This window comes from Streptomyces sp. NPDC051211 (genome assembly GCF_040689505.1).
Lineage (GTDB): Bacteria > Actinomycetota > Actinomycetes > Streptomycetales > Streptomycetaceae > Streptomyces.
The window spans coordinates 6,335-26,414 of record NZ_JBFBAV010000014.1; the positions used below are offsets into that span (position 1 = coordinate 6,335).

A 20,080-nucleotide genomic window follows, 5' to 3' on the forward strand; every position below is an offset into this window, starting at 1 on the left:
GGGTCGTGGCCTGGCCGTTCGGCAGGGTCGTGGGCTGGCCGTTCAGCTGGCCCGTCGGCTGGCCGTTCGACAGGGTCGTGGCCTGGCCGTTCGGCAGGGTCGTGGGCTGGCCGTTCAGCTGGCCCGTCGGCTGGCCGTTCGACAGGGTCGTGGCCTGGCCGTTCGGCTGGCCCGTGGGCTGGCCGTTCGGCTGGCCGTGTGCCGGGGCCGTGGCCCGGGTGTGTGCCGACGGTGTGCGGAGGGGTACGGACACCGGCCCGGCCTGGCCACGGCCCAGCAGGCCCGGCGGGATCCCGCCGGGGGCCGCGCTCCGGACCACGACGGCGCGGGGCAGCCCCAGGGGGTCGTCCTCGGCCATCCCGCGCGCGACGGCGTCGGCGACGATCACCTCGACCCCGGGCCCGGGAATCCGCCCTTCCTCCTCACCGGAGCCGTTCGACCCGCTCGCCCCGTTCAATCCGCCGGGCCCACTCGACCCGCTCGGCTCGCTCGCCCCTGGGCGCCCGATGGCCGCCGGGGCGGCCGCGGCCTCGGCAACCTCCCTCAACGCGGGCCCCGCCACACCGGGGCGCCCGAGGGCCCTCGCAACACCCGCCGGCTCGACAACCTCCTCCAACACCGGCCGCCCCACACCGGGCCATCCGATCGCCGCGGACGCGACAGCCGCTCCGGCCGGCTCCTCCAACGCCTGTACCCCAGCACCGGGCCGCCCGACCACGGCAGGAGCACCCACGGCCTCGGCCGTCGCCCCCAACGCCGCACCGGGGCGCCCGATCGCCGCCGGGTCGGTCGCAGCTTCGGCCACCTCCCGGAACCGCCCGATCGGAGCAGCCTCGGGCACGCGTCCGGGCCTGCCGTACCCGCCGGCAGCGGCGCTGACCCCGGCGAACGCCGAGGCAGCCTCCTCGGCGGCCCGGATCGCGGCGAACGCGACCTCGTCCGCCGAGGCCGGGGCGGCATCCTTTCCGCGCCCGGCGTGCACGACCTCGGGCTCCGCCTCCCGCGCGAACACCGGACCGGTCCGCTCCGCGGCCCAGCCGGGTGCGAGCAGGTCCGGCCCGGACCCCGGGGCGGTCGCCGCCGCGGCCACCCGCTCCGGGCTCCGGCCCGAACCCGCCGCCTCGGCCACCGGCGCTTCGGCAGCCTGCGCCCGGCCGCCCAGGAACGGGCCGAAGGCCCGGGCCTCCGCGGGAGCCGCCGCAGCGGGCGCTTCCGCATGGCCGAAGCCCGACCCGGCCCGCGCCACTTCCGGCACCCCCGAAGACCGCCCGCGCAGCGGGTCCGTGCCCTGGCCGACAGCCGCGCCGCGCGCGGTGCGCGCCACCTCAGGCTTCGCCTCACGGCCGAACACCGAACCGGCCCGCTCCGCGGCCCAGCCGCGCACCGGCGCCTCCCGGCCGGACTGCGCCCGGCCGGACTGCGGCAACGCCGGGTCGGGGCCCACCGCCTGGGCGGGAGCCGCCGCAGCCGTAGCCTCCACGTGGCCGAAGCCCGACGCGGCCACCGCCACTTCAGGCGCCGCCGAAGACCGCCCGGCGAGGGAGTCCGCACCCCGGCCGACCGTCGAGCCACGCCCGGCACCGGCCACCTCCGGCTCGCGGGCCCAGCCGGGCACCGCCGCCGCGGCCGCCCGCGCCGGGTCGATGGGCAGAGGTGCGGCGAGCGGGCCACTGTCCACCGTGGCCGGGGACGCCGCCGCAGGGGCGCCCAGGAACGGGCCGAAGGCCCGGGGTGCGGCCGGAGCCTCCGCGTGGCCGAAGCCCGGCCCGGCCCCCGCCACTTCGGGCGCCGCCGAAGACCGCCCGGCGAGCGAGTCCGCACCCCGGCCGGGGGTCGCCGGGGCACGGGCCGCTTCCGGCTCCCCTGCCCAGCCGGGCACCGGCGCCGCCGCCGGGGCGCCCGTAAACGGGTCGAAGGCCCGGGTTGCGGGCGGGGCCGCTGCGGCGCGGGCCGGCTCGGGGGCGGCCTGGGGCCGAGGAGCCGCCGCCGGGGCCGCGGACATCGTGCCCGTTGTGGAAGTCGTGCGCGTGGGGAACATGCTTGCCTCCGTCATGCGAACAGCCGTCGCCAGGTTTCCGGGCCGGGGTAGCCGTCGGCCGCAGCACCGCGCCAGCCCTGGGCGCGCTGGAAGGCCTCGACGTTGCGGCGGTCGGCCTCGGTCCAGCGGGAGCCGGGGCCGGGGCCGGTGCGGTAGTGCTTGCCGAAGCCCTTCTGGGCCAGCCGGCGGCCCAGCACTTCGATCGCCGGGTGGGTGCCGCCCGGCCGGAACACGCCCCCGCCCGGGTAGGGCGGGGCCTTCACCGGACGGGTGCTCGGCGCCGTGCCGCCGCCCACCGTGGGCAGGATGTCCTTGCCCTTGCCGGTGACCAGCAGCCGCCAGGTCTGCTGCCCGGGCATGCCGTCCGCGTCGTCACCGGTCCAGCCCTGGGCCTGCTGGAACGCCTGCGTGGCGAGCCGGTCCGCGTCGGTCCAGCGGGTGCTCGGCCCGTTGGGGTAGAAGCGGGTCGCCCCGCGGTTGATCAGCATCCGGGCGAGCTGGGCGACATACTGGTTGTCCGCCCCGGGGCCGAACTTCGACTCGCCGGGGAACTCCGCCGACCCGACGGGCACGGCCGGCGCGGCCGGGTTGGCGTCGTCCGGCTCCGGCGCGTCCGGCTTCGGGACCGTTGGGTTCGGGACCGCCGGGCTCGGCTTCGCCGGGTCCGGCTTCGCGGGGGTCTCCGGTTTCGGCGTCGCCGGTGCCGGCACCTCCGGCTTCGGGACCTCCGGGGTGCCCCCGCTGGTCACCCCGTTGAACCGGTACGGCAGGTACTTCGGCGCGTTCGTCCAGTACGTGTACGGCGTCGCCAGCTTCCGCGTCGCCGGCCGGGTCTGCTCGTACGCGATGTAGTGCGTCCGGGTCTCGTCGACCCAGCCGCCGAAGAGCGTCACGTGCGAGCCCTTGTTGGGGTCCGCCGGGTTGTGGAAGAGCAGCATGTCCCCCGGCAGCAGCTCCTCCTTCGTGATCTTGGTCGCGAACTTGTCGAGACTGCCGGTCCACTCGTTCGTCCCGAGGTTCCAGGCCATCGAGACGTAGCCCGAGCAGTCCTGCCGGTAGCCGTCCGACCAGTACGTGGTCATGCTGTAAGGGACCTTCGCGTCCAGCCACAGCTTGGCCCGGTTGATGATCGCGGCCCGGTCGATCCGCTTGACGGCGGGGTTCTTCGCCGGGTTGGCCTCCGGCGGGGGCGCTGGGGCGCCGCCCGGGCCGTGCAGCGGGCCGCGGGTGCCCTGCGGTGTGCCCGGCTCCCCGGACCCGGACCCGGGCCTGGCTCCGTCTCCGGCCCGCCCGGCACCGGAATCCTGGTTCGGCGGCGGCTCGGCCGCCGCGAGCGCCGAGGCACCGCTGCCGCCCAGCACCACTCCGGCGGCCGTCGCCAGGACCAGCGCGCGCCGGGCTCCGTGCGCCCCGGGGTGCCCGCCGTCGCGCAGCGGTATGGCCGGCGCCCCGGCCATGGCGCGGCGCCGCTGGACGCAGCCCCGGCATGCACAGTCGCCCGCGGGTTCGTATTCCTCGAAGACCGGCATCTGCATCTGCGTCGTCATGCGGTTCCGTCCACTCCTCACCCAGAGCTGGCGCAGCGTCAGATTCGACGCGACCAGAGATATAGTGCACGGAAAACCCCACGAAGATGGGTTAATCGGACAAGCCGGGCGTGGCTTGTCACGAGCACCACCGGAGGTGGGGTAGAGTTTTCCCTGTCAGCAGGCGCCGCTAGCTCAGTTGGTTAGAGCAGCTGACTCTTAATCAGCGGGTCCGGGGTTCGAGTCCCTGGCGGCGCACAGACGGAAGAAGCCCCTCGCATCAGCGAGGGGCTTTTTCGTCGTCGTCACCGGCGCGTCGCCGCCGTCAGGTAGGCAGAGACCACCACGTTCGCCGTGTACTCCTTGGCCACCTTGTCGTACGTACCGCCGCAGGTCACCAGCCGCAGCTCGGCGCGCCCCGGCACCCTCGGCCCGTACGCCTTGTGCGCGTCGAAGGACCGGCGCTCGAACACCCGGACCTCCTCGACGGTGAACTCGGCGACCGTGGCATCGGCCCGGACCACCCGCACCTTGTCGCCCGGCTTCGCCGAGCTGAGCCCGTAGAACACCGCCGGCTTCGAATCCGTGTCCACGTGCCCGACCATCAGCGCGGTCCCCGCCTCCCCCGGCCTGGCCCCGCCCGCCCACCAGCCGACCGTGCCCGGCTGGTCGTACGGCGGCGGCTCGATCGCCCCCTGGCGGTCCAGCCCCCGGGAGATCACCGGGGCCCGGATGCCCATCGACGGTACGTCGACCCGCTGCGGCGGCGCACCGGCCGGCAGCGGGGTCCGCGCGGCCGGCAGGCCGGCGCCGACCATCGCGCCGGCCTGGCCGGGGCGGCTGGGGGTCGGCATATCGGTGATCTCGCGGCCCCACATCCACAGGCCCAGGACGAGGACCGTCCAGGCGGTGACGGTCAGCAGCCTGCCCCCGCCGGAGGTCTTCGGCTCGGAGTCCGACATCGGTGCAGGTCCCTCCTTCTCCTCCTCCGTCCCGTCAGCGGCCGTCCGTCATTCGCCGCTGCGGCGGCGCCGCAGCTTCAGCGCCCGGGCCGCCACGGCGAGGGTGGCCACGGTGGCCAGGCCCGCCCCGATCAGGGTGTGGGGCAGGCTCGGGCCTTCCGGCTCGCGCTCCTTCTTCGTGGCGGCGAGCTCCGCCGCCATGCCGCCGCCGCCCGCGTGGACGGGCCAGCGCGGGGTGTGGTGGGGGTCCGGGCGGTGGTGGTCGGGGCGCTGGTGGTCCGGCCGCTGGTTCTGGTGATCAGGCCGCTGGTGGTCGGGACGCTGGTGGTCCGGCCGGTGGTGGTCGGGGCGGTGGTGCACGATCTGGAGGGAGCCGGTGGCCTTGCCTTCCCGGCCGTCGCAGGTCACCCGGATGTCGTGCCAGCCGGGTCGGGCGTGCGAGCTGATCATCGCCTCGCCGTACAGCGGGTTGCCTCGGCCGTCCCGGCCGGAGAGTTCCGCGTCCGCGACGAAGACGGAGGACTTGGCGAGACCGGTGGTGCCGTGGCACCCGCTGACGCGCAGCTCGATCTGCGCTCCCGGCTCCGCGGTGGACGGAGTGGCCCACACCGTTCCGCGGGGCTCTTCCGCGGCCAGGGCGCTGGGCACGGACACGGCGGAGACGGCGGTCAGGGTGATGACGGCCACTCCGGTGGCACGGCGAGCGAGCAGAGCAGTGCGCATGGTGAACCTCCTCGTCAAGGAGACTCACTCGCGGCACACCGCTCCGCATCCGGAGCAGCGCTCCACTGACCCGTACGGGTCCGCCAATCCGTCGACCGGCCCTGTCGGACGACGCTCGCAGTCGGAGACGATCTGTCGGGCAGTCACACAGTCAGACGGTCAGACGGTCAGACGAGGTCGACCAGGTCGGCGATCGAGTCGACCGTCTTGGTCGGCCGGTACGGGAACCTCTCGGTGTCCTCGACCGCGGTCAGGCCGGTCAGCACCAGGAAGGTCTGCATGCCCGCCTCCAGGCCGGCCAGCACATCGGTGTCCATCCGGTCGCCGATCATCGCGCTGGTCTCGGAGTGCGCGCCGATGGCGTTGAGGCCGGTCCGCATCATCAGCGGGTTCGGCTTGCCGCAGAAGTAGGGCTTCTTGCCGGTCGCCTTGGTGATCAGCGCGGCGACCGCGCCGGTGGCGGGCAGCGGGCCCTCCGTGGACGGCCCGGTCTCGTCCGGGTTGGTGCAGATGAAGCGGGCGCCGGCGTTGATCAGGCGGACGGCCTTGGTCATCGCCTCGAAGCTGTAGGTGCGGGTCTCGCCGAGGACGACGTAGTCGGGCTCGTGGTCGGTGAGCACGTAGCCGATGTCGTGCAGGGCGGTGGTCAGGCCGGCCTCGCCGATGACGTACGCGGTGCCGCCGGGGCGCTGGTCGTCGAGGAACTTGGCGGTGGCCAGGGCGGAGGTCCAGATGTTCTCGACCGGGACGTCCAGGCCCATGCGCTGCAGCCGGGCCTGCAGGTCGCGCGGGGTGTAGATGGAGTTGTTGGTCAGCACCAGGAAGGGCTTGCCGGACTCGCGCAGCCGCTTGATGAAGGCATCGGCGCCGGGGATGGGGGTGCCCTCGTGGATGAGGACCCCGTCCATGTCGGTGAGCCAGGATTCGATCGGCTTGCGCTCTGCCACTGGACTGTTCTCCGCTCTGCGGTGGCGTCTGACCACTGGTGACCACGGTGATCTCTGGTCTGAACCACCCTATCGATTCCGGTCCGCACCCGCCCCCGCCGTCCACAGGGCGGTCAGCTGCGGGTGCGCCGCCGCTCCAGGACGATGACCTCGAACCCGGCGCAGACGACCAACTCGCCGCCGGCGCCGAAGGCGACGGCGTTGCCGCGGAGGGGCAGGGCGATGTGGTGGAGGAGGCGGCCGGTGGCGAGGTCGTAGATGCACACACCGGCCCAGCCGGCAGTCACCACGACCTCCGTACCGTCCAGGACACCGCAGGCCGCGCCGGAGACCCAACCGCCGTCGTCGGGCAGGTCGTGCAGCTTCCGTCCGGTTCCGACGTCCCAGACCAGCGTGCCGGACAGGGTGGCGGCCACCACGACCGGCCGGAGGCTGAGGCTCCCGGACGCCACGGCGTTGATCTGTTCACCGGCATCCAGCTCCTGCAGGAGTTCCTGCCCTGCCAGGTTCCACAGCCTCACCGTCGTGGGGGAGGGATGAAAGTACCGCTCTCCGGCAATCGCGGCGATCGGCGCCCCGTCCCATGAGAAGCAAGCGGCCGAACCCCGCACGCCCAGGGGAGTGCCGATGAATCCCTCGACCGCCCCTGTTGCGAGGTCCCGGATCGCGGACCTTTGCGTGTACGGGTTCTCCCCGGCGTCCCCCGTCAGAACCACCGCACGGCCGTCCACCTCACAGCAGGCCGCGGTGTCCGCCCACACCTCGCCCCAGCCTCCGATCAAACTCCCCGCGGCCAGGCCCCAGATCCGGACCGACCGATCATGGGTGGCGGCGACGGCCAGCGCCTCCCCCGCGACGGTGATGCACGAGACGCTGCCCACCCAGCCGCAATGACCGACGAGCCGGTGCACCTGCCGACCGGTGGACAAGTCCCAGACCCGCACCGTGTGGTCGTGACTTCCGGTCACCGCGACCGCCGCCCCGTTCACCACGGTGCAGGCGACTGCCGACGCGTCATCGAGATGCCCGGCCCGCCCGGCCGGTTCCTGCTTCGGGTCCAGGCTCCACAGCCGCACCGAGCCGTCGGCACTGCCCGAGACGGCGAAGCATGCTCCGCCCATCGTGAAGGTGACGACCGTATCGATCCAGTCTTCATGCCCGTTCAACCTGCCGACGAGGCTGCCGTCGGCCAGGTCGCGCAGCTCGATCGCCCCGCTCGTGCATCCGACCACTGCCAGCTGCCGGTCCGCCACTTCGGCAATGGTGAGGGCGGCGACACCGTGGGGCGCGACGGAGTACGAGGCGACCCGGCGGGCCGCGGCGAGGTCCCACACGTCGAGCGTCCCGTCCGTCCATCCGAAGACACCGAACGGGACGCCGTCGCGCGTGGTGGACGCGATCGCCTGCGCATGGCGGGGGTCCGCGGCCAGCCGATCGCAGGTGCCGGTCGTCAGGCTCCAGCGGAACAGCGTGTTTTCCCGGGTGAGGAAGGCCACCGTGTCCTCCCCGGCGGGGCCCACGTGCAGGAGACGGCAGACTCCGTCCCCCGGCGACAGGCCTTCGGGCAGGCAGCCGCGCAGCGCCCCGGTGGCCAGGTCCCGGACCCAAGCACGCCCGCCGTCCCCGGAGCCGACGAACACAGGGGTGTTCCCGATCTCGGTGAAAAAGATGTCCCGGACGGTGCCGTCGACCGTGACATGCGCCGGTTCGGCCCGGCCCGCTAGGTCCCAGATCTTCAGCGTGTGGTCGAACGAGGCGCTCACCACGAAGGTCGTATCCCCTTCGGTCGTGCTCGCCAGAGCCGACAATGGCTTCGTGTGGCCCTCCAGCCTGCCGATGCGCGTCCGGTCGGCAGGGTCCCAGACGTCCACCGCGCCCGTGCCGTCGTCGGTGAGGAGCACGTCGCGGCCGTCGAGGCGGGCCACCGCAAGGGGCTCCGACGCAGCGGCGTCATCGGACGTCAACTCCGCGTGGAAATAAGGGCTCGTCTGACCCCCCGTCGCCCACCTCGGCGCCCACTCCAGCCGCTCCGCCAGCACGCGCCGGTGCGACTCCACCCCGTGCCGGGCCGCGTCGATCGCCAGGACCTGGGTGCGCTTCGCGTAGTCCACGCCCGCATACAGGTGCGCCGACGCCCGGTACAGCGTGCGGATGCGGCCGGCCTCCGGGCCCCGTACGCCCTCCAGTGCCGCCAGCAGCGCCGGCGGGTCGGCGTGGACCAGGAACCAAGGGTCCTCCAGGAGGCGTTCCAGGTCGCCCGAAGCCGCCGCGTGGCCCGGGAGGTGGGCACGGACGTACGGGTGGGAGCGGGCCCAGTCCGGGGTGCCGTCCGGGCGGGTCGGAATCGAGGTGAGGAGGGCGGAGGTCATCCGGCGCTGGTCCTCGGCCGCCCGGCGCGGGTCGCGCAGGTGTTCCGCCAGCGCCTCGTGGTAGAGGCGGAACACCGACCGGTCGCCGGACAACGGGACTTCGAGGACGTACGCGCCCGCGTGGCGCAGCAGCCAGTCCACGTCGTCGTCGGTGCACGGCACCCCCGACAGGGCGCCGGCCAGCGGCGCCCACAGCGAGTCCCAGGGCAGGCCGGCGCCCTCCGCGTACGCGAGGGGGCGCAGCAGGCGGCGGACCCGGCTCTCGTCGTCGCCGTAGCGGGCTAGGTAGGCGTCGAAGGCCTGGCCGACCTCGGACGGGAGGTCGGCCTCCCAGCCGGGGCGGGTGACGTCCACGGTCAGGTCACCGAGTGCGAGGGCGCGGACCGTCATCCGCGCGACGAGGAAGGAGCGGCCCGCGCGCCGCGTCACCGCCCGGGCCAGAGCGGCGCGTTCGGGGGTGTCGGGCAGCAGGGCGAGGGCGTAAGCGCCGATGTCGTCGCGGCCCGTGTACGCGTCGGTGTCGAGGTCGATGATCTCGACCGCCCGGCCCAGGTCGGCGACGCCGCTGCGCCGGGTGCCGACGATCAGCCGGATCCGGGGCAGTGCCGACAGCGGGCGCAGGAGTTCGCGGGCGATGCGTTGGGGTTCGCGGCCGCCGACGCCGGTGCCCGCCTCGTCCAGCGCGTCGATGACGACGGTGCGCAGCGGGGCGTCGGACTCGGCGAGGCGGGCCAGGAGTTCGGCCGGGGTGTCCGCCTCGACGCCGAGGGCTGCGGTCAGGCGGGCGGTGAGCTGTTCCAGGGTGATGCCGTGGGCGTGCACGGCTGCGGTGACGCAGCCGGTCGGCGGCAGGAGGTGGGCGGGGGCGGCGGGCCGGTTCGGGCGGGCGAGGGCGAGCAGCCGGCCGAGGACGGCGGACTTGCCGGAGCCGGGGGCGCCGGTGACCACGCGGGCCCGGGCGTCGTGCAGCGGGGCGCGTAGCCAGCCCGCCAGCGCGGCGAGGGCTTGGCGGCGGCCGGTGAAGTGGTCGCCCTGCTCGCTGGCGTACTCGACGCCCCGGCCGCGCGGGTCGAAGTGCGCGGTCCATTCCCGCTGGGCCTCGACGTCGAGCGGGTCCTCCGGCAGTCCCGGCCGGTGCTCGCGGTTGGGGAAGAACGGCGGGACCGCCTGGCCGGACGCCGCGTGGAAGGTGGCGGTCTGGTCGGGTCGGTGCTCCGCGAGGTGAGCGTTGATCCGGGCCGTGATCGTGGCGATGTCGAGGTAGGGCGGGCGCATGCCGGCGGTGCTGCGCCGGACGGCGTGTTCCAGGCCGTCCACGAAGGCGTGGTCGTGGGCGATCCCGCGGGACCGGGCGGACGCCAGCAGCCACAGCCCGTCCGCGCCCGCCGGGCGTACGTCGACCAGGTCGGCGGCCGTCTTCGCGATGCCGGCCGCGCCGAGCTCGCCGTAGCACGTGTCGAGCATCATCAGCACGTGGCCGACCCGGGATTCGGCGAGCAGCTCGGCCAGTTCGCCGGTGCGGATCATGGTGGCGGCGGGGCGGTCGAGGCGGCTGGTGCGACAGGACAGACGGTGCTGCGGCTCGCGCAGGCCGTGCCCGGCGTAGTAGACGGTGAGGACGTCGTGCTCGGTGCGGGCCGGGTCGCGCAGCCAGTCCTCCAGGCCGGCGAGGATCTGGCGGGCGTCGGGCGCGTCACCGAGGTGGGACAGGATGCGGCGGTAGCCGAGGTCCTCGAACAGGGCGTTGACCCGGCGCAGGTCGGCCTCGGCGCCGGGCAGGTCGTGCAGGGCGGGGTCGGCGGGGTAGTGGCCGGTGCCGAAGGTGAACAGGTGGCGGGTGAGGCCGTCGGGCGAGGGGCCGGCCCCGGCGGAGGCGGGGCCGTCGGTCATGGTGCGGGCGTCCGTCACGCGGTCAGCCCGGCCGCGATGGCCGCGCCCGTTTCGGCCGCGGTCAGGTAGGCGGTCATGCTGTGCATCTGCGCGCCGTTGTCGACGGTCCCGTCCTGCACGTCGGGGCCGAAGCGGCCCGCCAGCTCCCGTACGAGGGCGACGACATCGCCGGTGTCGGCCAGGTTGTGCCAGGTCTTCACGGGCGCCGGCCAGCAGCCGCGGCCGTGTTCCGGGGCCGGCTGGAGCCGGTCGAAGACCAGGCCGCCCAGGCCCAGCGGCGAGCCCAGGGTGACGAGGGTCAGCGGCTGCACCGCCTGGACCGGGCGGAGGGTGCAGAGGGTCTCGTAGGCGACGACCGAGCCGAGGGAGTGCGCCACGAGCACCCGGGTGCGGGGGGTGATGCATTCGGCGACCCGGTCGCGGGCGGCCTGGCGCAGCTCGGGCTCGGTGAAGTAGCGGCGCACCTGCTTGAGGTCGGAGATCAGCAGCCGGTCCGAGACGGCCGCGAAGAAGCGGCTGCGGGTCAGGGCGTCGAGGGCGCGGCGCACGGAGTCGATGCCGAGCGGGCGGGTCGCCAGGTGGCCGAGGGCGCCGCGGCCCTCGGCGCCGGGGGGCGTGACGGCGGGATCGAGGCGGGCGGCCTCCTGCCACCACTGCATCAGCAGCTCGGTTTCGAAGCCGGGCTCGACGTCCTCGGCGCGGTAGTACGGTTCGCCGCGGGTGCCGGACTGCCGGTAGAGGTCGCCGTAGCCGGCGCAGACGACGTCTCCGTCGTCCACGTCGGCCAGGTCGGCCAGGTCGGCCAGGTCGGAATCGCGTCGCCGGGCGAGCGCGACGCCGCCGCGCAGCGCCGGCTCGATGTCCGCCTGCAGTGTTTCGGCGGTGCCGAGCTGGTGTCCGACGCCGTGCACGACCACGATCCGGCTCAACGGTCTTCCCCTCCCCCTGGGTTCCAGGGGTCAGGCTAGCCGGGCGGTCAGCTCAGGGTGACGTTGTCGACGGTCCAGAACCAGTTGTTGTTGCCGGTGTAGCGGAAGCGGATCTGCACGTCGGTGGCGCCGGCCGGGACCTGGAGGGTGAGGGCCTCGGACTTGGCGACGGCGTCGGCGGTGTGGCTCTTGACGACCGTGGCGGCGCCGCCGTTGTAGGAGACCAGGACCTGTGCGGTCTGGCCGGTCTCGTGCCGGTAGTGCGTCTGGTACTTCAGGGTCTTCGTGGTGCCGCCGACGACCGCCCACTTGGGGGTGATCAGGGTGGAGTCGAAGGTGCCGGTGTGGGCCTTGTCGTCCCACTCGTCGGAGTCGGCGACGGCGAACACGTCGCGGGAGCGGACGTTCAGCTCGCGCCACTGGTCGCGCTGCGACTGGCTCCAGAACTCGTCGGTGGCGAAGGTCCAGCCGGCCCACTCGGTGACACCGCCGGTGCCCATCTTCGAGTTGTCGACCGACCAGCCGGCCGGCGGGGTGCGGGTGAAGCCCTTGGTGCCGACCGGGATGCCGGTCTCGTCCACCCGGGCCTGCAGGCTGGGGCGCAGGGTGTCGAAGGGGTCGCTGTCGGGGGCGTTCAGGGGTACGCCGTCCAGCCCGGCGGTGGAGACGCCGACCTGCTGGAGCGCGACCGCGGCGACGTCGACCAGGCGGACGTCGTCCCGTACCGAACCGGCGGGAATTCCGGGGCCCTTGGCGAGGACGAAGGTGCCGCGTTCGGCGATGGAGGAACCGCCGTGGCCGCCGGCGGCGGTGTGGCCGTGGTCGGTGGTGACCAGGATCCGCCAGTTCTCCTGGGCGTAGGACGGGCGGTTCTGGATGGCCGTCAGGAGCTGCCCGACCAGGGTGTCGACGCGGGCGATGGAGTCCAGGTACTGCTGGCTGGCGGCTCCGTTGGAGTGGCCGACGACGTCGACCTCGCCGAGGTAGACGAAGGCGGCATCGGGGTTCCGGTCGCGCAGCTCGGCGGCGGCCGCGGCGGCGATCTTGGGGTCCTCGTTGCGGTAGCCGTCGCGGTCGCCCTTGAGGGACAGGCGCTTGTCGACCTTCGGGGAGAAGATCGGGCCGTTCTGGTCGGTGGAGGTGATGGGCTCCCAGTCGGCGGCCGCATAGGTGTTGAGCGCCGGGTTGGCGTTCTCGATGCGGGTCAGGAAGTCCGGGTGGGCGGTGTAGTTCTTGCCGGTGAAGGAGTTGTCCCTCACGCCGTGCTTGTCGGGCCAGACGCCGGTGGCGATGGTCGACCAGCCGGGCCCGGAGGAGGTGGCGGCCATCGGGTTGGCGTAGAGGTTGCTCTTGGCGGTGAGGCCCTGGGCCATCAGGCCGTTGAGGTGGGGGGCGTTGGCGGCCTTGACGCGGTCGAGGACCACGCCGTCGAGGCCGATGACGAGCACCTTGTCGGTGTTGGCGGCGACGGCGGCCACGGCGGCCTCTTCGGCGCCGGCGGGACCGGCGGCGACGGCCGTGGCGATCAGGGCGGCGGCGGTGAAGCCGACCACGGGGACACGTCCGGGCAGGACAGTGGACACGTACTCCTCCTGGGAGCAAGTGGGGCGACGGGGTGCGGGGACAGGGGGCGGGTCCGGGCCGAAGGTGCGGTCTTCGGTCCAGACCCGTTATCCGTGCGTCACTCTCGCGGACGAGGGTGACCGGGGGGTTACCGGTCAGCTGCCGGTGGCAGACTTCCACGCGTCGACGTACGAAGCCAGGTTCTTGTCGATGTCGGCCCAGTCCGGCTCGAAGATCTCGACGCCCTTCATGATCTTGGTGAGTTCGACGGCGTTGGCGTCCGTGGGCTTGACGTCCGTACGGGCCGGGAAGCCGCCGCCGACCTGGCTGACCAGCTTCTGGGCCTCCTCGCTGAGCAGGTGGTCGAGGAGCTTCTTGCCGTTCTCGGTGTGCGGGGCGTCCTTGACCAGGCCGGCCGCGTACGGGAGCGCGAAGGAGGTGGGCGCTCCGCCCTCCTTCGCCGGGAACCAGATGCCCAGGTTCGGCATGGACCGGGACTGGGCGAAGTTCATCTGGACGTCGCCGTTGGCGACCAGGATCTCGCCCTTGTCGGTCTTCGGCGCGAGCTTGCTGGTCGAGGAGGACGGGCCGACGTTGTTGGCCTGGAGCTTCTTCAGGTACTCCATCGCCGGCTCCTTGCCGCCGAAGTCGTGCATCGACTTGATGACCACGGCCGTGCCGTCGCCGGCGACGCCCGGGGTGGAGTACTGGAGCTTGCCCTTGAACCTGGGGTCGAGCAGCTGCTCCCAGGTCTTGGGGGCCTCCGGGAGCTCCTTCTTGTTGTAGATGAACCCGAAGTAGTTGTTGACGACCGAGGTCCACTTGCCGTCGGCGGCCTTGTCCCGGCCGTTGACCTTCTCCGAGCCCTGCGGCTGGTAGGACTCCAGCAGGCCCTTGCCTTCGGCCTGCTGGATGAACGGGGGCAGGGTGATCAGTACGTCGGCCTGGGTGTTGGTCTTCTCGCGTACGGCGCGCTGCACCATCTCGCCGGAGCCGCCCTCGACGTACTTCACCTCGATGCCGGTCTTCTTGGTGAAGTCGGCGAAGACCCTGTCGTACCAGCCGTCGCCCTTCTCGCCCTTGAGGCCGTCGGCGCTGTAGACGGTGACGACCTTCTCCCTGCCGTCCTCGGAGTCGGCGGTGGTGGAGCCGCCGCAGGCGGTGAGGGCGGAGGTGAGGGCCAGGCCGGAGGCGACGGCGACGGCTGTGCGCAGGAGCTTGCGGGACATGACGCTTCCTTACGGGGCAGGGGGAATCAGCGGTAGGAGGCTCTGGTGCGGATACGGGAGACGGCCAGCAGGACGAGCAGGGTGGTGGCCATCAGGACCACGGCGACGGCGGTCCCGCTGAACAGCGATCCGCGGTCGGTGGCGGTGAACACCCGGACCGGCAAGGGCATCCAGTCCGGCGGGTAGAGCATCATCGTGGCGCTCAACTCGCCCATGGAGAGGGCGAAGCAGAGCCCGGCTGCCGCATTGAGGGACGGCAGCAGGAGGGGCAGCTTCACCCGCCACAGCACATATCCCGGGCGGGCGCCGAGGCTGGCCGCCGCCTGCTCGTACGCGGGGTCGAGACGTACGATCGCGGCCGACACCGACTGGTAGGCGAACGCCGTGACGAGGATGGTGTGCGCCAGGATGACGATGCTGCCGGTGCCGTTGAGGAGCAGCGGGGGCCGGCTGAAGGCGACGAGCACGGCGAGGCCGACGACCACCGAGGGCACGGCCACCGGAAGCATGAACAGCGCGTCCAGGGAACGCTTTCCGTGCTTCTTCAGCCGGGCGGCGGCCAGCGCGGCCCAGCCGCCGGTGGCGAGGGCGAGCAGGCTGGCGGTGACGGCGGTGACCAGGCTGGTGGTGAGGGCCTGCAGGGATTCACCGCGGACGGCGGAGGCGTAGTGCTCGGAGGTCGGGCCGGAGGGGAAGGCGCCCGACCAGTTGGTCGCGAAGGAGGCGGCGGCCACCACGAGCAGCGGCAGGGCGAAGAGGGGGAGGAAGAGCAGGCCGAACAGGGCCCAGGCGGCCCAGCGGCCCGCCTTGCTATGCACCAGCACGCTTGCTCACCACCCGGTACAGGCCGAACAGGCCGACGGAGATCGCGATGTTGACGACGGCGACCACGCAGGCGGCCGGGTAGTCGGACTCGAGGATGGCCTTGCCGTAGACCAGCATCGGGAGGGTGGTGACGCCCTTGGCCCCGGTGAACAGGACGATGCCGAACTCGTTGAGGCACATGACCAGGACGAGGCTGCCGCCGGCGGCGAGGGCGGGCAGCGACTCGGGCAGGATCACCCGGCGGATGATCCGGGCGGGCCGGGCGCCGAGGCTGGACGCCACCTCCAGCTGGGCGGTGTCGATCTGCGAGAACGCGGCGAGCAGCGGGCGCATCACGAAGGGCGTGAAGTAGGTGATCTCCGCGAGGAGCACGCCCCAGGGGGTGGTGAGGAAGCGGAAGGGCCCTTCGGCGGCGCCGGTGAGGTCGGTCCAGACTCCGTTGGCCATGCCCACGGTGCCGTAGATGAACAGCAGAGCGAGGGTGATCAGGAAGGAGGGGAAGGACAGGAAGACGTCGATGAACCGGGCGACGGAACGGGCGCCGGGGAACGGCACGAACGCGATGACCAGGGCGAGGGTGAAGCCGAGGACCAGACAGCCGACGGTGGCCCCGACGGCCAGCCACACGGTGGTCCCCAGCGCCTCGCGGAAGGACTCCGATGCGAAGACCCTGCCGTACGCGTCGAAGGCGCCGCGCCCGTTGTCGGGGGTGAGGGACTGCTGCACGACGAGCGCGAGCGGATAGAGGAACACCAGACCGAGCACGGCGACCGGCGGCAGCGCCCACACCCAGCCGGGCACGGCGGGGCGGGGGCGGGGGGCGGCGGGGCGGCCGATTGCGGGGCGGCCGCCTGCGGGCTCCGGTGCGGAGGAGCTCTGGTGCGTACCGTCCTGCCGCGGCGGGACGGGCGCCGGGCGCGGGACGGGCGCCGTGTTCGGGTCGGCCGTCTTTTTCGGGTCGGCCGTCGTTTTCGGGTCGGCCGCCGTTTTCGGGGTGGCCGTTGTGGACAGGCCAGCCGTCGTTTTCGGGTCGGCCGTCGTGGACGGGCCGGCCGCCGTGGACGGGCCGGCAGCCACGTGCCCGGCGGCGGGCTCAGCCATCGGACACCCCCGCCGACAGCAGGACCGCGTCCCGGGGTTCGAAGTGCAGGGTGACCTGCTCGCCCAGGGCCGGGGTCTCCCGGAGTTCGGGCAGGTCCGCCTTGACGCGGTGGCCGTCGACGTCGACGTACAGGCGGTGGGTGGAGCCGCGCCACTGGACCTCGGTGATCCGGCCGCGCAGGGCGTTGGGCCCGTCGCCGAGGCCGAGCAGGTGCGGGCGGACGCACAGCGTCGCGCCGGCACCGGGCGCGGCGCGGCCCGGGTCGAGGGTCAGCGGGCGGCCCGCGAAGACCGCGCCGCCGTCCGCGACGGTGACCGGCAGCAGGTTCGCGTTGCCGACGAAGGAGGCGGTGAACGCGGTGCGCGGCGACCGGTACAGCTCCTGCGGGGTGCCGCAGTCCTGCAGCCGGGCCCGGTCCATCACCGCGATCCGGTCGGCGAGCGTGAGCGCCTCCACCTGGTCGTGGGTGACGTACAGGATGGACACGTCGGGCAGTTCGCGGTGCAGGCGGGCGAGTTCCGCCAGCATGCCGGACCGCAGCTGCGCGTCCAGCGCGGACAGCGGCTCGTCCAGCAGCAGTACGCCCGGCCGGATGGCCAGCGCCCGCGCGATCGCGACCCGCTGCTGCTGGCCGCCGGACAGCTCCCGCGGATAGCGGGTGGCGTACGCGGACATGCCGGTCATCTCCAGGGCCTCGGCGACCCGTCCGGGGATCTCCGCGTTGGGCGTCTTCTGGGCCTTGAGGCCGAAGGCGACATTGTCCGAGACCCGCATGTGCGGGAACAGCGCGTACTGCTGGACGACCATGCCGATGCCGCGGCGGTGCGGCGGCAGCGCGGTGACGTCCCGGCCGCCGATCAGCACCCGCCCCGCGGCCGGCCGGACGAATCCGGCGACGGCGCGCAGGGCTGTGGTCTTGCCGGACCCGGACGGTCCGAGGAGCGCCATGACCTCGCCGGGCTCGACGGTCAGGTCGAGGGAGTCCAGGACGGCGTTGCCGCCGTACGCCACCGACACCGAGTCGAAACGTATGCCGCTCACGGCTGCTCCAGCAGGGCGGGCAGTTCGGCCACCGAGCCGAGGACGTGGGTGGCGCCGTTCGCCAGCAGGGCTGCCCGGTCGTGCGCCCCGGTCAGCACTCCGGCGACCAGACCGGCTCCGGCCCGGCTGCCGCTGAGCATGTCGTACGCGGTGTCCCCGGCCACCACCACCTGCCGTACGTCGTCCACCGCACCGGTCCGCAGGAACGCGGCCAGCACCATGTCCGGGTAGGGCCGGCCGCGCCCGCCCGCGTCGGCCGGGCACAGGGTCAGTTCGACCAGGTCGCGCCAGCCGAGGGCGTCGAGGATGGCGTCCTGGGTGACTCGGGCGAAGCCGGTGGTCAGGACGACGGTGCGACCGTCCGCGCGGAGCTTCTCGATGGCCTCGCGGGCGCCGGGCAGGGGCGCGATCAGGCCGCCGTCGACCAGCTCTCCGTACGCCGTCTCGAAGGCGGAGTTGGCCTCTTGGGCCAGTTCCTCCGTACCGAAGAGGTGGCGGAAGACGGAGATCTTCGACTCGCCCATGGTGTCGCGGACGTACCGGAGCTTCGCGGCGTGGTCGGCGGTGCCGGGCCGGACGCCGAGGCGTTCGGCGGCCCGCTCGAAGGCCCGCTCGACGAGGCCGCCGTCGGCGACGGTGGTGCCGGCCATGTCGAGGACGACGAGGTCGCGCCGCCTCCCGACCGGGCGCGTGCCCGCCGCGTCCGCCACGTCCTTCGTCGTTTTCTCGATCGTTTTCTCGGGGGTGTTCTCGGTCGTGCTCTCGGTCGTGCTCTCGGTCGTGCTCATGTGGTTCACCAGCCCAGTTCGTTCGCGGTGGTTTCGGCGATGGCCGGCGAGCAGGTCATGCCGCGGCCGCCGGGGCCGGTCACCAGCCAGACGCGGTCGCGCAGCTGCTCGCGGTGGACGACCCGGGTGGTGTCGGTGCACTGCGCGTACACACCCGCCCAGCGGCGCCGGATCTTCGGCAACGGACGGCCCAGGAAGGTTTCGACCACCCCGGTGAGGTGCTCGTAGGGGTCCTCGACGGTGTCGAAAGCGAAGGGGTGCTCGTATTCGTGGGTGTCGCCGATGGTCAGGCCGCCGTCCAGCCGCTGCACCATCAGCAGCTGCATCTTGTGCGCGGCGGCGGTCTCCGACTGGAGTTGCGCGGCGTTGAGTTCGTCGAGTGCCGCGGACCGGTAGGCGGGGTAGTAACGGAAGCTGTCGGCGTCCGCGACGGAGGTGGTCAGCGGCTCGCCGAGCGGCTCGGTCTGCATCATCTGCAGGCGGACCCGGCGGACCGGCAGCTCCGGTGCCAGCTCGCGGACGAGGCCGGTCAGCCAGGCGCCGGTGGCCAGGATCACCGCGTCGCCCTGGTGGACGTCGCCGTGGTCGTCCCGGACCGCGCCGGGCCCGGCGATGTCGCGGACCTCGCGGCCGGGCAGGAAGGTGTAGCGGCCGGACTCCAGGAGCGCCCGGCGGAGGGCGAGTTGGGCGGTGCGCGGTTCGACGGCGGCGTCGCGCTCGCACCACAGGGCGGCCTCGAAGCTGCCGCGCAGGGCCGGGTTGATCTCCCGGGCCTCGGCAGCAGTGATCAACTTGTAGCCGCGGGCGGCGGCGTCGGACCGCTGGGTGGCGGCCTCGGCGACCGCGTATTCGCGGGCGTTGCGGACGGGGGTGAGCGAGCCGATGGCCCGGAACCCGAGCTCCGGTACCTGCGCCCCGATCCCCTCCCACAGCTCGCGGGCCCGCAGCGCGGTCTCCAACTCCGCACCGCCGGCCCGGCCACTCACCCAAATCTGGCCGAAATTGCGCAGCGAGGCGCCGCGCGCCTCGGCTTCGCGCTCGATCTGTACGACCTCGTGGCCGCGCTGGACTGCTTGCCAGGCGTGCATGGTGCCGACCACGCCGCCTCCGACGACTATGACTCTCACGCCGACCACGGTGTTGGGGACCCGTGACCCGGGAGGATCCCCCCGGCAACGCGCCGGTGAACAGCCCTCGACTCTTGGACTAGACCCGTTATCGTTCCGTAACCGCACGGCACGTCGAATGGTTGAAATCCTCGCCCCCCCAACGCCCCTTACGCCCCTTACACCCCTTACAGCCCTCCCGCTCTGGGGGCTACTGGGGCTACTGGGGCTTCAGGTGCGTCGTGAAGCTGAACCGGTCACCACGGTAGAGCGAACGCACCCGCTCGAGCGGACGCCCGTCCCGGTCCCGCGAGAACCGGTGGATGAGCAGCATCGGGAGCGCCGGTGGGGTGCCGATGAGCAGGGCCTCGCGGGGCGTGGCCAGCACGGTCTCCAGCTTCTCGTCGGCGTCCCCGAAGACGATGCCGAGCCGGTCGTGGAGGTAGCCGTAGAAGGAGGAGTCCGGCTGGAATTCGGTGTCCAGGCGGGGTACGCGGGCCACCCGGATGTACGTGCTCTCCAGCCCGACCCGCTCGTCGTCGGCGAGCAGCACCCGCTCCAGGTGCCAGACGGGCTCGCCGGGCTCGGCGCCGATGCCGGGAGCCAGGTCGGGCGGACAGGGGAACTGCTCCAGCCCGATCAGATTGCGGCCGGGCCGGCGCCCCTGCCGCCGCACCCCCTCCGTGTAGCTGGCCAGGGAAAGGGGCTGCTCCAGCTTGGGCCCGGCGACGACGGTGCCGCGCCCGGAGCGGCGCAGCCGCCCTTCGAGGAGCAGCTCGCGCAGGGCCTGCCGTACGGTCTCGCGGGCCACGTCGTACCGCTCGGCGAGATCGCGCTCGGTGGGCAGCAGCCCGCCCTCGCCCAACTCCTCGATGAGATCGGCGATGCGGGCCTTGACGGCGTAGTACTTGGGGATGCGGCCGTGCTCGGGGATCCCGGAGCGGACGGGCGAACCGGGCCGGTGCTCCGTCACCGGCCGTTGCCCGGCCCCACTCTCGGCGGCGCTGCGGGCACGACCCTCGGCCGGGCTCTGGTGCCGGCT

General features: G+C 73.3%; 14 protein-coding genes, 1 tRNA gene and 1 pseudogene. 1 reads left to right on the forward strand and 15 read right to left on the reverse strand.

Annotated elements, in window-relative coordinates:
• Window positions 1-2,002: pseudogene (locus tag AB0447_RS16190) on the reverse strand (hypothetical protein); the annotation flags it as partial.
• A 47-nt stretch (window positions 2,003-2,049) separates the two neighbouring features.
• Complete coding sequence (locus AB0447_RS16195) at window positions 2,050-3,573, reverse strand: peptidoglycan-binding protein (protein ID WP_366477429.1); 1,524 nt, start codon at window positions 3,571-3,573, stop codon at window positions 2,050-2,052.
• A 175-nt stretch (window positions 3,574-3,748) separates the two neighbouring features.
• Between AB0447_RS16195 and AB0447_RS16200 the strand changes: the two genes are divergently transcribed.
• Window positions 3,749-3,822, forward strand: a tRNA-Lys gene (locus tag AB0447_RS16200).
• A 47-nt stretch (window positions 3,823-3,869) separates the two neighbouring features.
• On the opposite strand, the gene AB0447_RS16205 is transcribed toward AB0447_RS16200, so the two are convergent.
• The 13 genes from AB0447_RS16205 to AB0447_RS16265 form a co-directional block, all read right to left on the reverse strand.
• Window positions 3,870-4,526 carry a class F sortase gene (locus AB0447_RS16205; protein ID WP_366477302.1) on the reverse strand — a complete coding sequence of 219 codons (657 nt, stop codon included), beginning with the start codon at window positions 4,524-4,526 and terminating at the stop codon, window positions 3,870-3,872.
• Window positions 4,527-4,574: 48 nt separating this feature from the next.
• Window positions 4,575-5,249, reverse strand: coding sequence for a hypothetical protein (locus tag AB0447_RS16210; RefSeq protein ID WP_366477303.1), 675 nt, complete (start codon window positions 5,247-5,249; stop codon window positions 4,575-4,577).
• Between the two features lie 167 nt (window positions 5,250-5,416).
• Entirely contained in the window at window positions 5,417-6,196 is a 780-nt protein-coding gene (locus tag AB0447_RS16215) for an HAD-IIA family hydrolase (RefSeq protein WP_366477304.1), read from the reverse strand.
• 113 nt (window positions 6,197-6,309) lie between these two features.
• Window positions 6,310-10,473, reverse strand: a complete 4,164-nt coding sequence (locus tag AB0447_RS16220) for a caspase family protein (RefSeq protein WP_366477305.1) — start codon at window positions 10,471-10,473, stop codon at window positions 6,310-6,312.
• Window positions 10,470-11,384 carry an antibiotic ABC transporter ATP-binding protein gene (locus tag AB0447_RS16225; protein WP_366477306.1) on the reverse strand — a complete coding sequence of 305 codons (915 nt, stop codon included), beginning with the start codon at window positions 11,382-11,384 and terminating at the stop codon, window positions 10,470-10,472. The genes AB0447_RS16220 and AB0447_RS16225 overlap by 4 nt, the downstream gene beginning before the upstream one ends.
• Window positions 11,385-11,431: 47 nt before the next feature.
• Window positions 11,432-12,967, reverse strand: coding sequence for an alkaline phosphatase family protein (locus AB0447_RS16230; RefSeq protein WP_366477307.1), 1,536 nt, complete (start codon window positions 12,965-12,967; stop codon window positions 11,432-11,434).
• A gap of 135 nt (window positions 12,968-13,102) precedes the next feature.
• Window positions 13,103-14,176 (reverse strand): 2-aminoethylphosphonate ABC transporter substrate-binding protein, encoded by a 1,074-nt coding sequence (locus AB0447_RS16235; RefSeq protein ID WP_366477308.1) that lies wholly within the window; start codon window positions 14,174-14,176, stop codon window positions 13,103-13,105.
• A 26-nt stretch (window positions 14,177-14,202) separates the two neighbouring features.
• Window positions 14,203-15,000, reverse strand: coding sequence for an ABC transporter permease subunit (locus AB0447_RS16240; protein WP_366477309.1), 798 nt, complete (start codon window positions 14,998-15,000; stop codon window positions 14,203-14,205).
• Window positions 14,987-15,838, reverse strand: coding sequence for a 2-aminoethylphosphonate ABC transporter permease subunit (locus AB0447_RS16245; RefSeq protein WP_366477430.1), 852 nt, complete (start codon window positions 15,836-15,838; stop codon window positions 14,987-14,989). Before AB0447_RS16245 ends, AB0447_RS16240 begins: the two co-directional genes overlap by 14 nt.
• 256 nt (window positions 15,839-16,094) lie before the next feature.
• Entirely contained in the window at window positions 16,095-17,144 is a 1,050-nt protein-coding gene (locus tag AB0447_RS16250) for an ABC transporter ATP-binding protein (protein WP_366477310.1), read from the reverse strand.
• On the reverse strand, window positions 17,141-17,932 hold the full coding sequence (locus AB0447_RS16255; protein ID WP_366477311.1) for a phosphonatase-like hydrolase: 792 nt from the start codon (window positions 17,930-17,932) through the stop codon (window positions 17,141-17,143). The genes AB0447_RS16250 and AB0447_RS16255 overlap by 4 nt, the downstream gene beginning before the upstream one ends.
• A gap of 5 nt (window positions 17,933-17,937) precedes the next feature.
• A complete protein-coding gene (locus tag AB0447_RS16260; RefSeq protein WP_366477312.1) occupies window positions 17,938-19,059 on the reverse strand; it encodes a TIGR03364 family FAD-dependent oxidoreductase in 1,122 nt (373 codons plus the stop codon).
• A gap of 199 nt (window positions 19,060-19,258) precedes the next feature.
• The gene (locus AB0447_RS16265; RefSeq protein WP_366477431.1) at window positions 19,259-20,011 is read right to left on the reverse strand and encodes a GntR family transcriptional regulator; all 753 of its coding nucleotides are present in this window, start codon (window positions 20,009-20,011) and stop codon (window positions 19,259-19,261) included.
• Window positions 20,012-20,080: the final 69 nt, after the last annotated feature.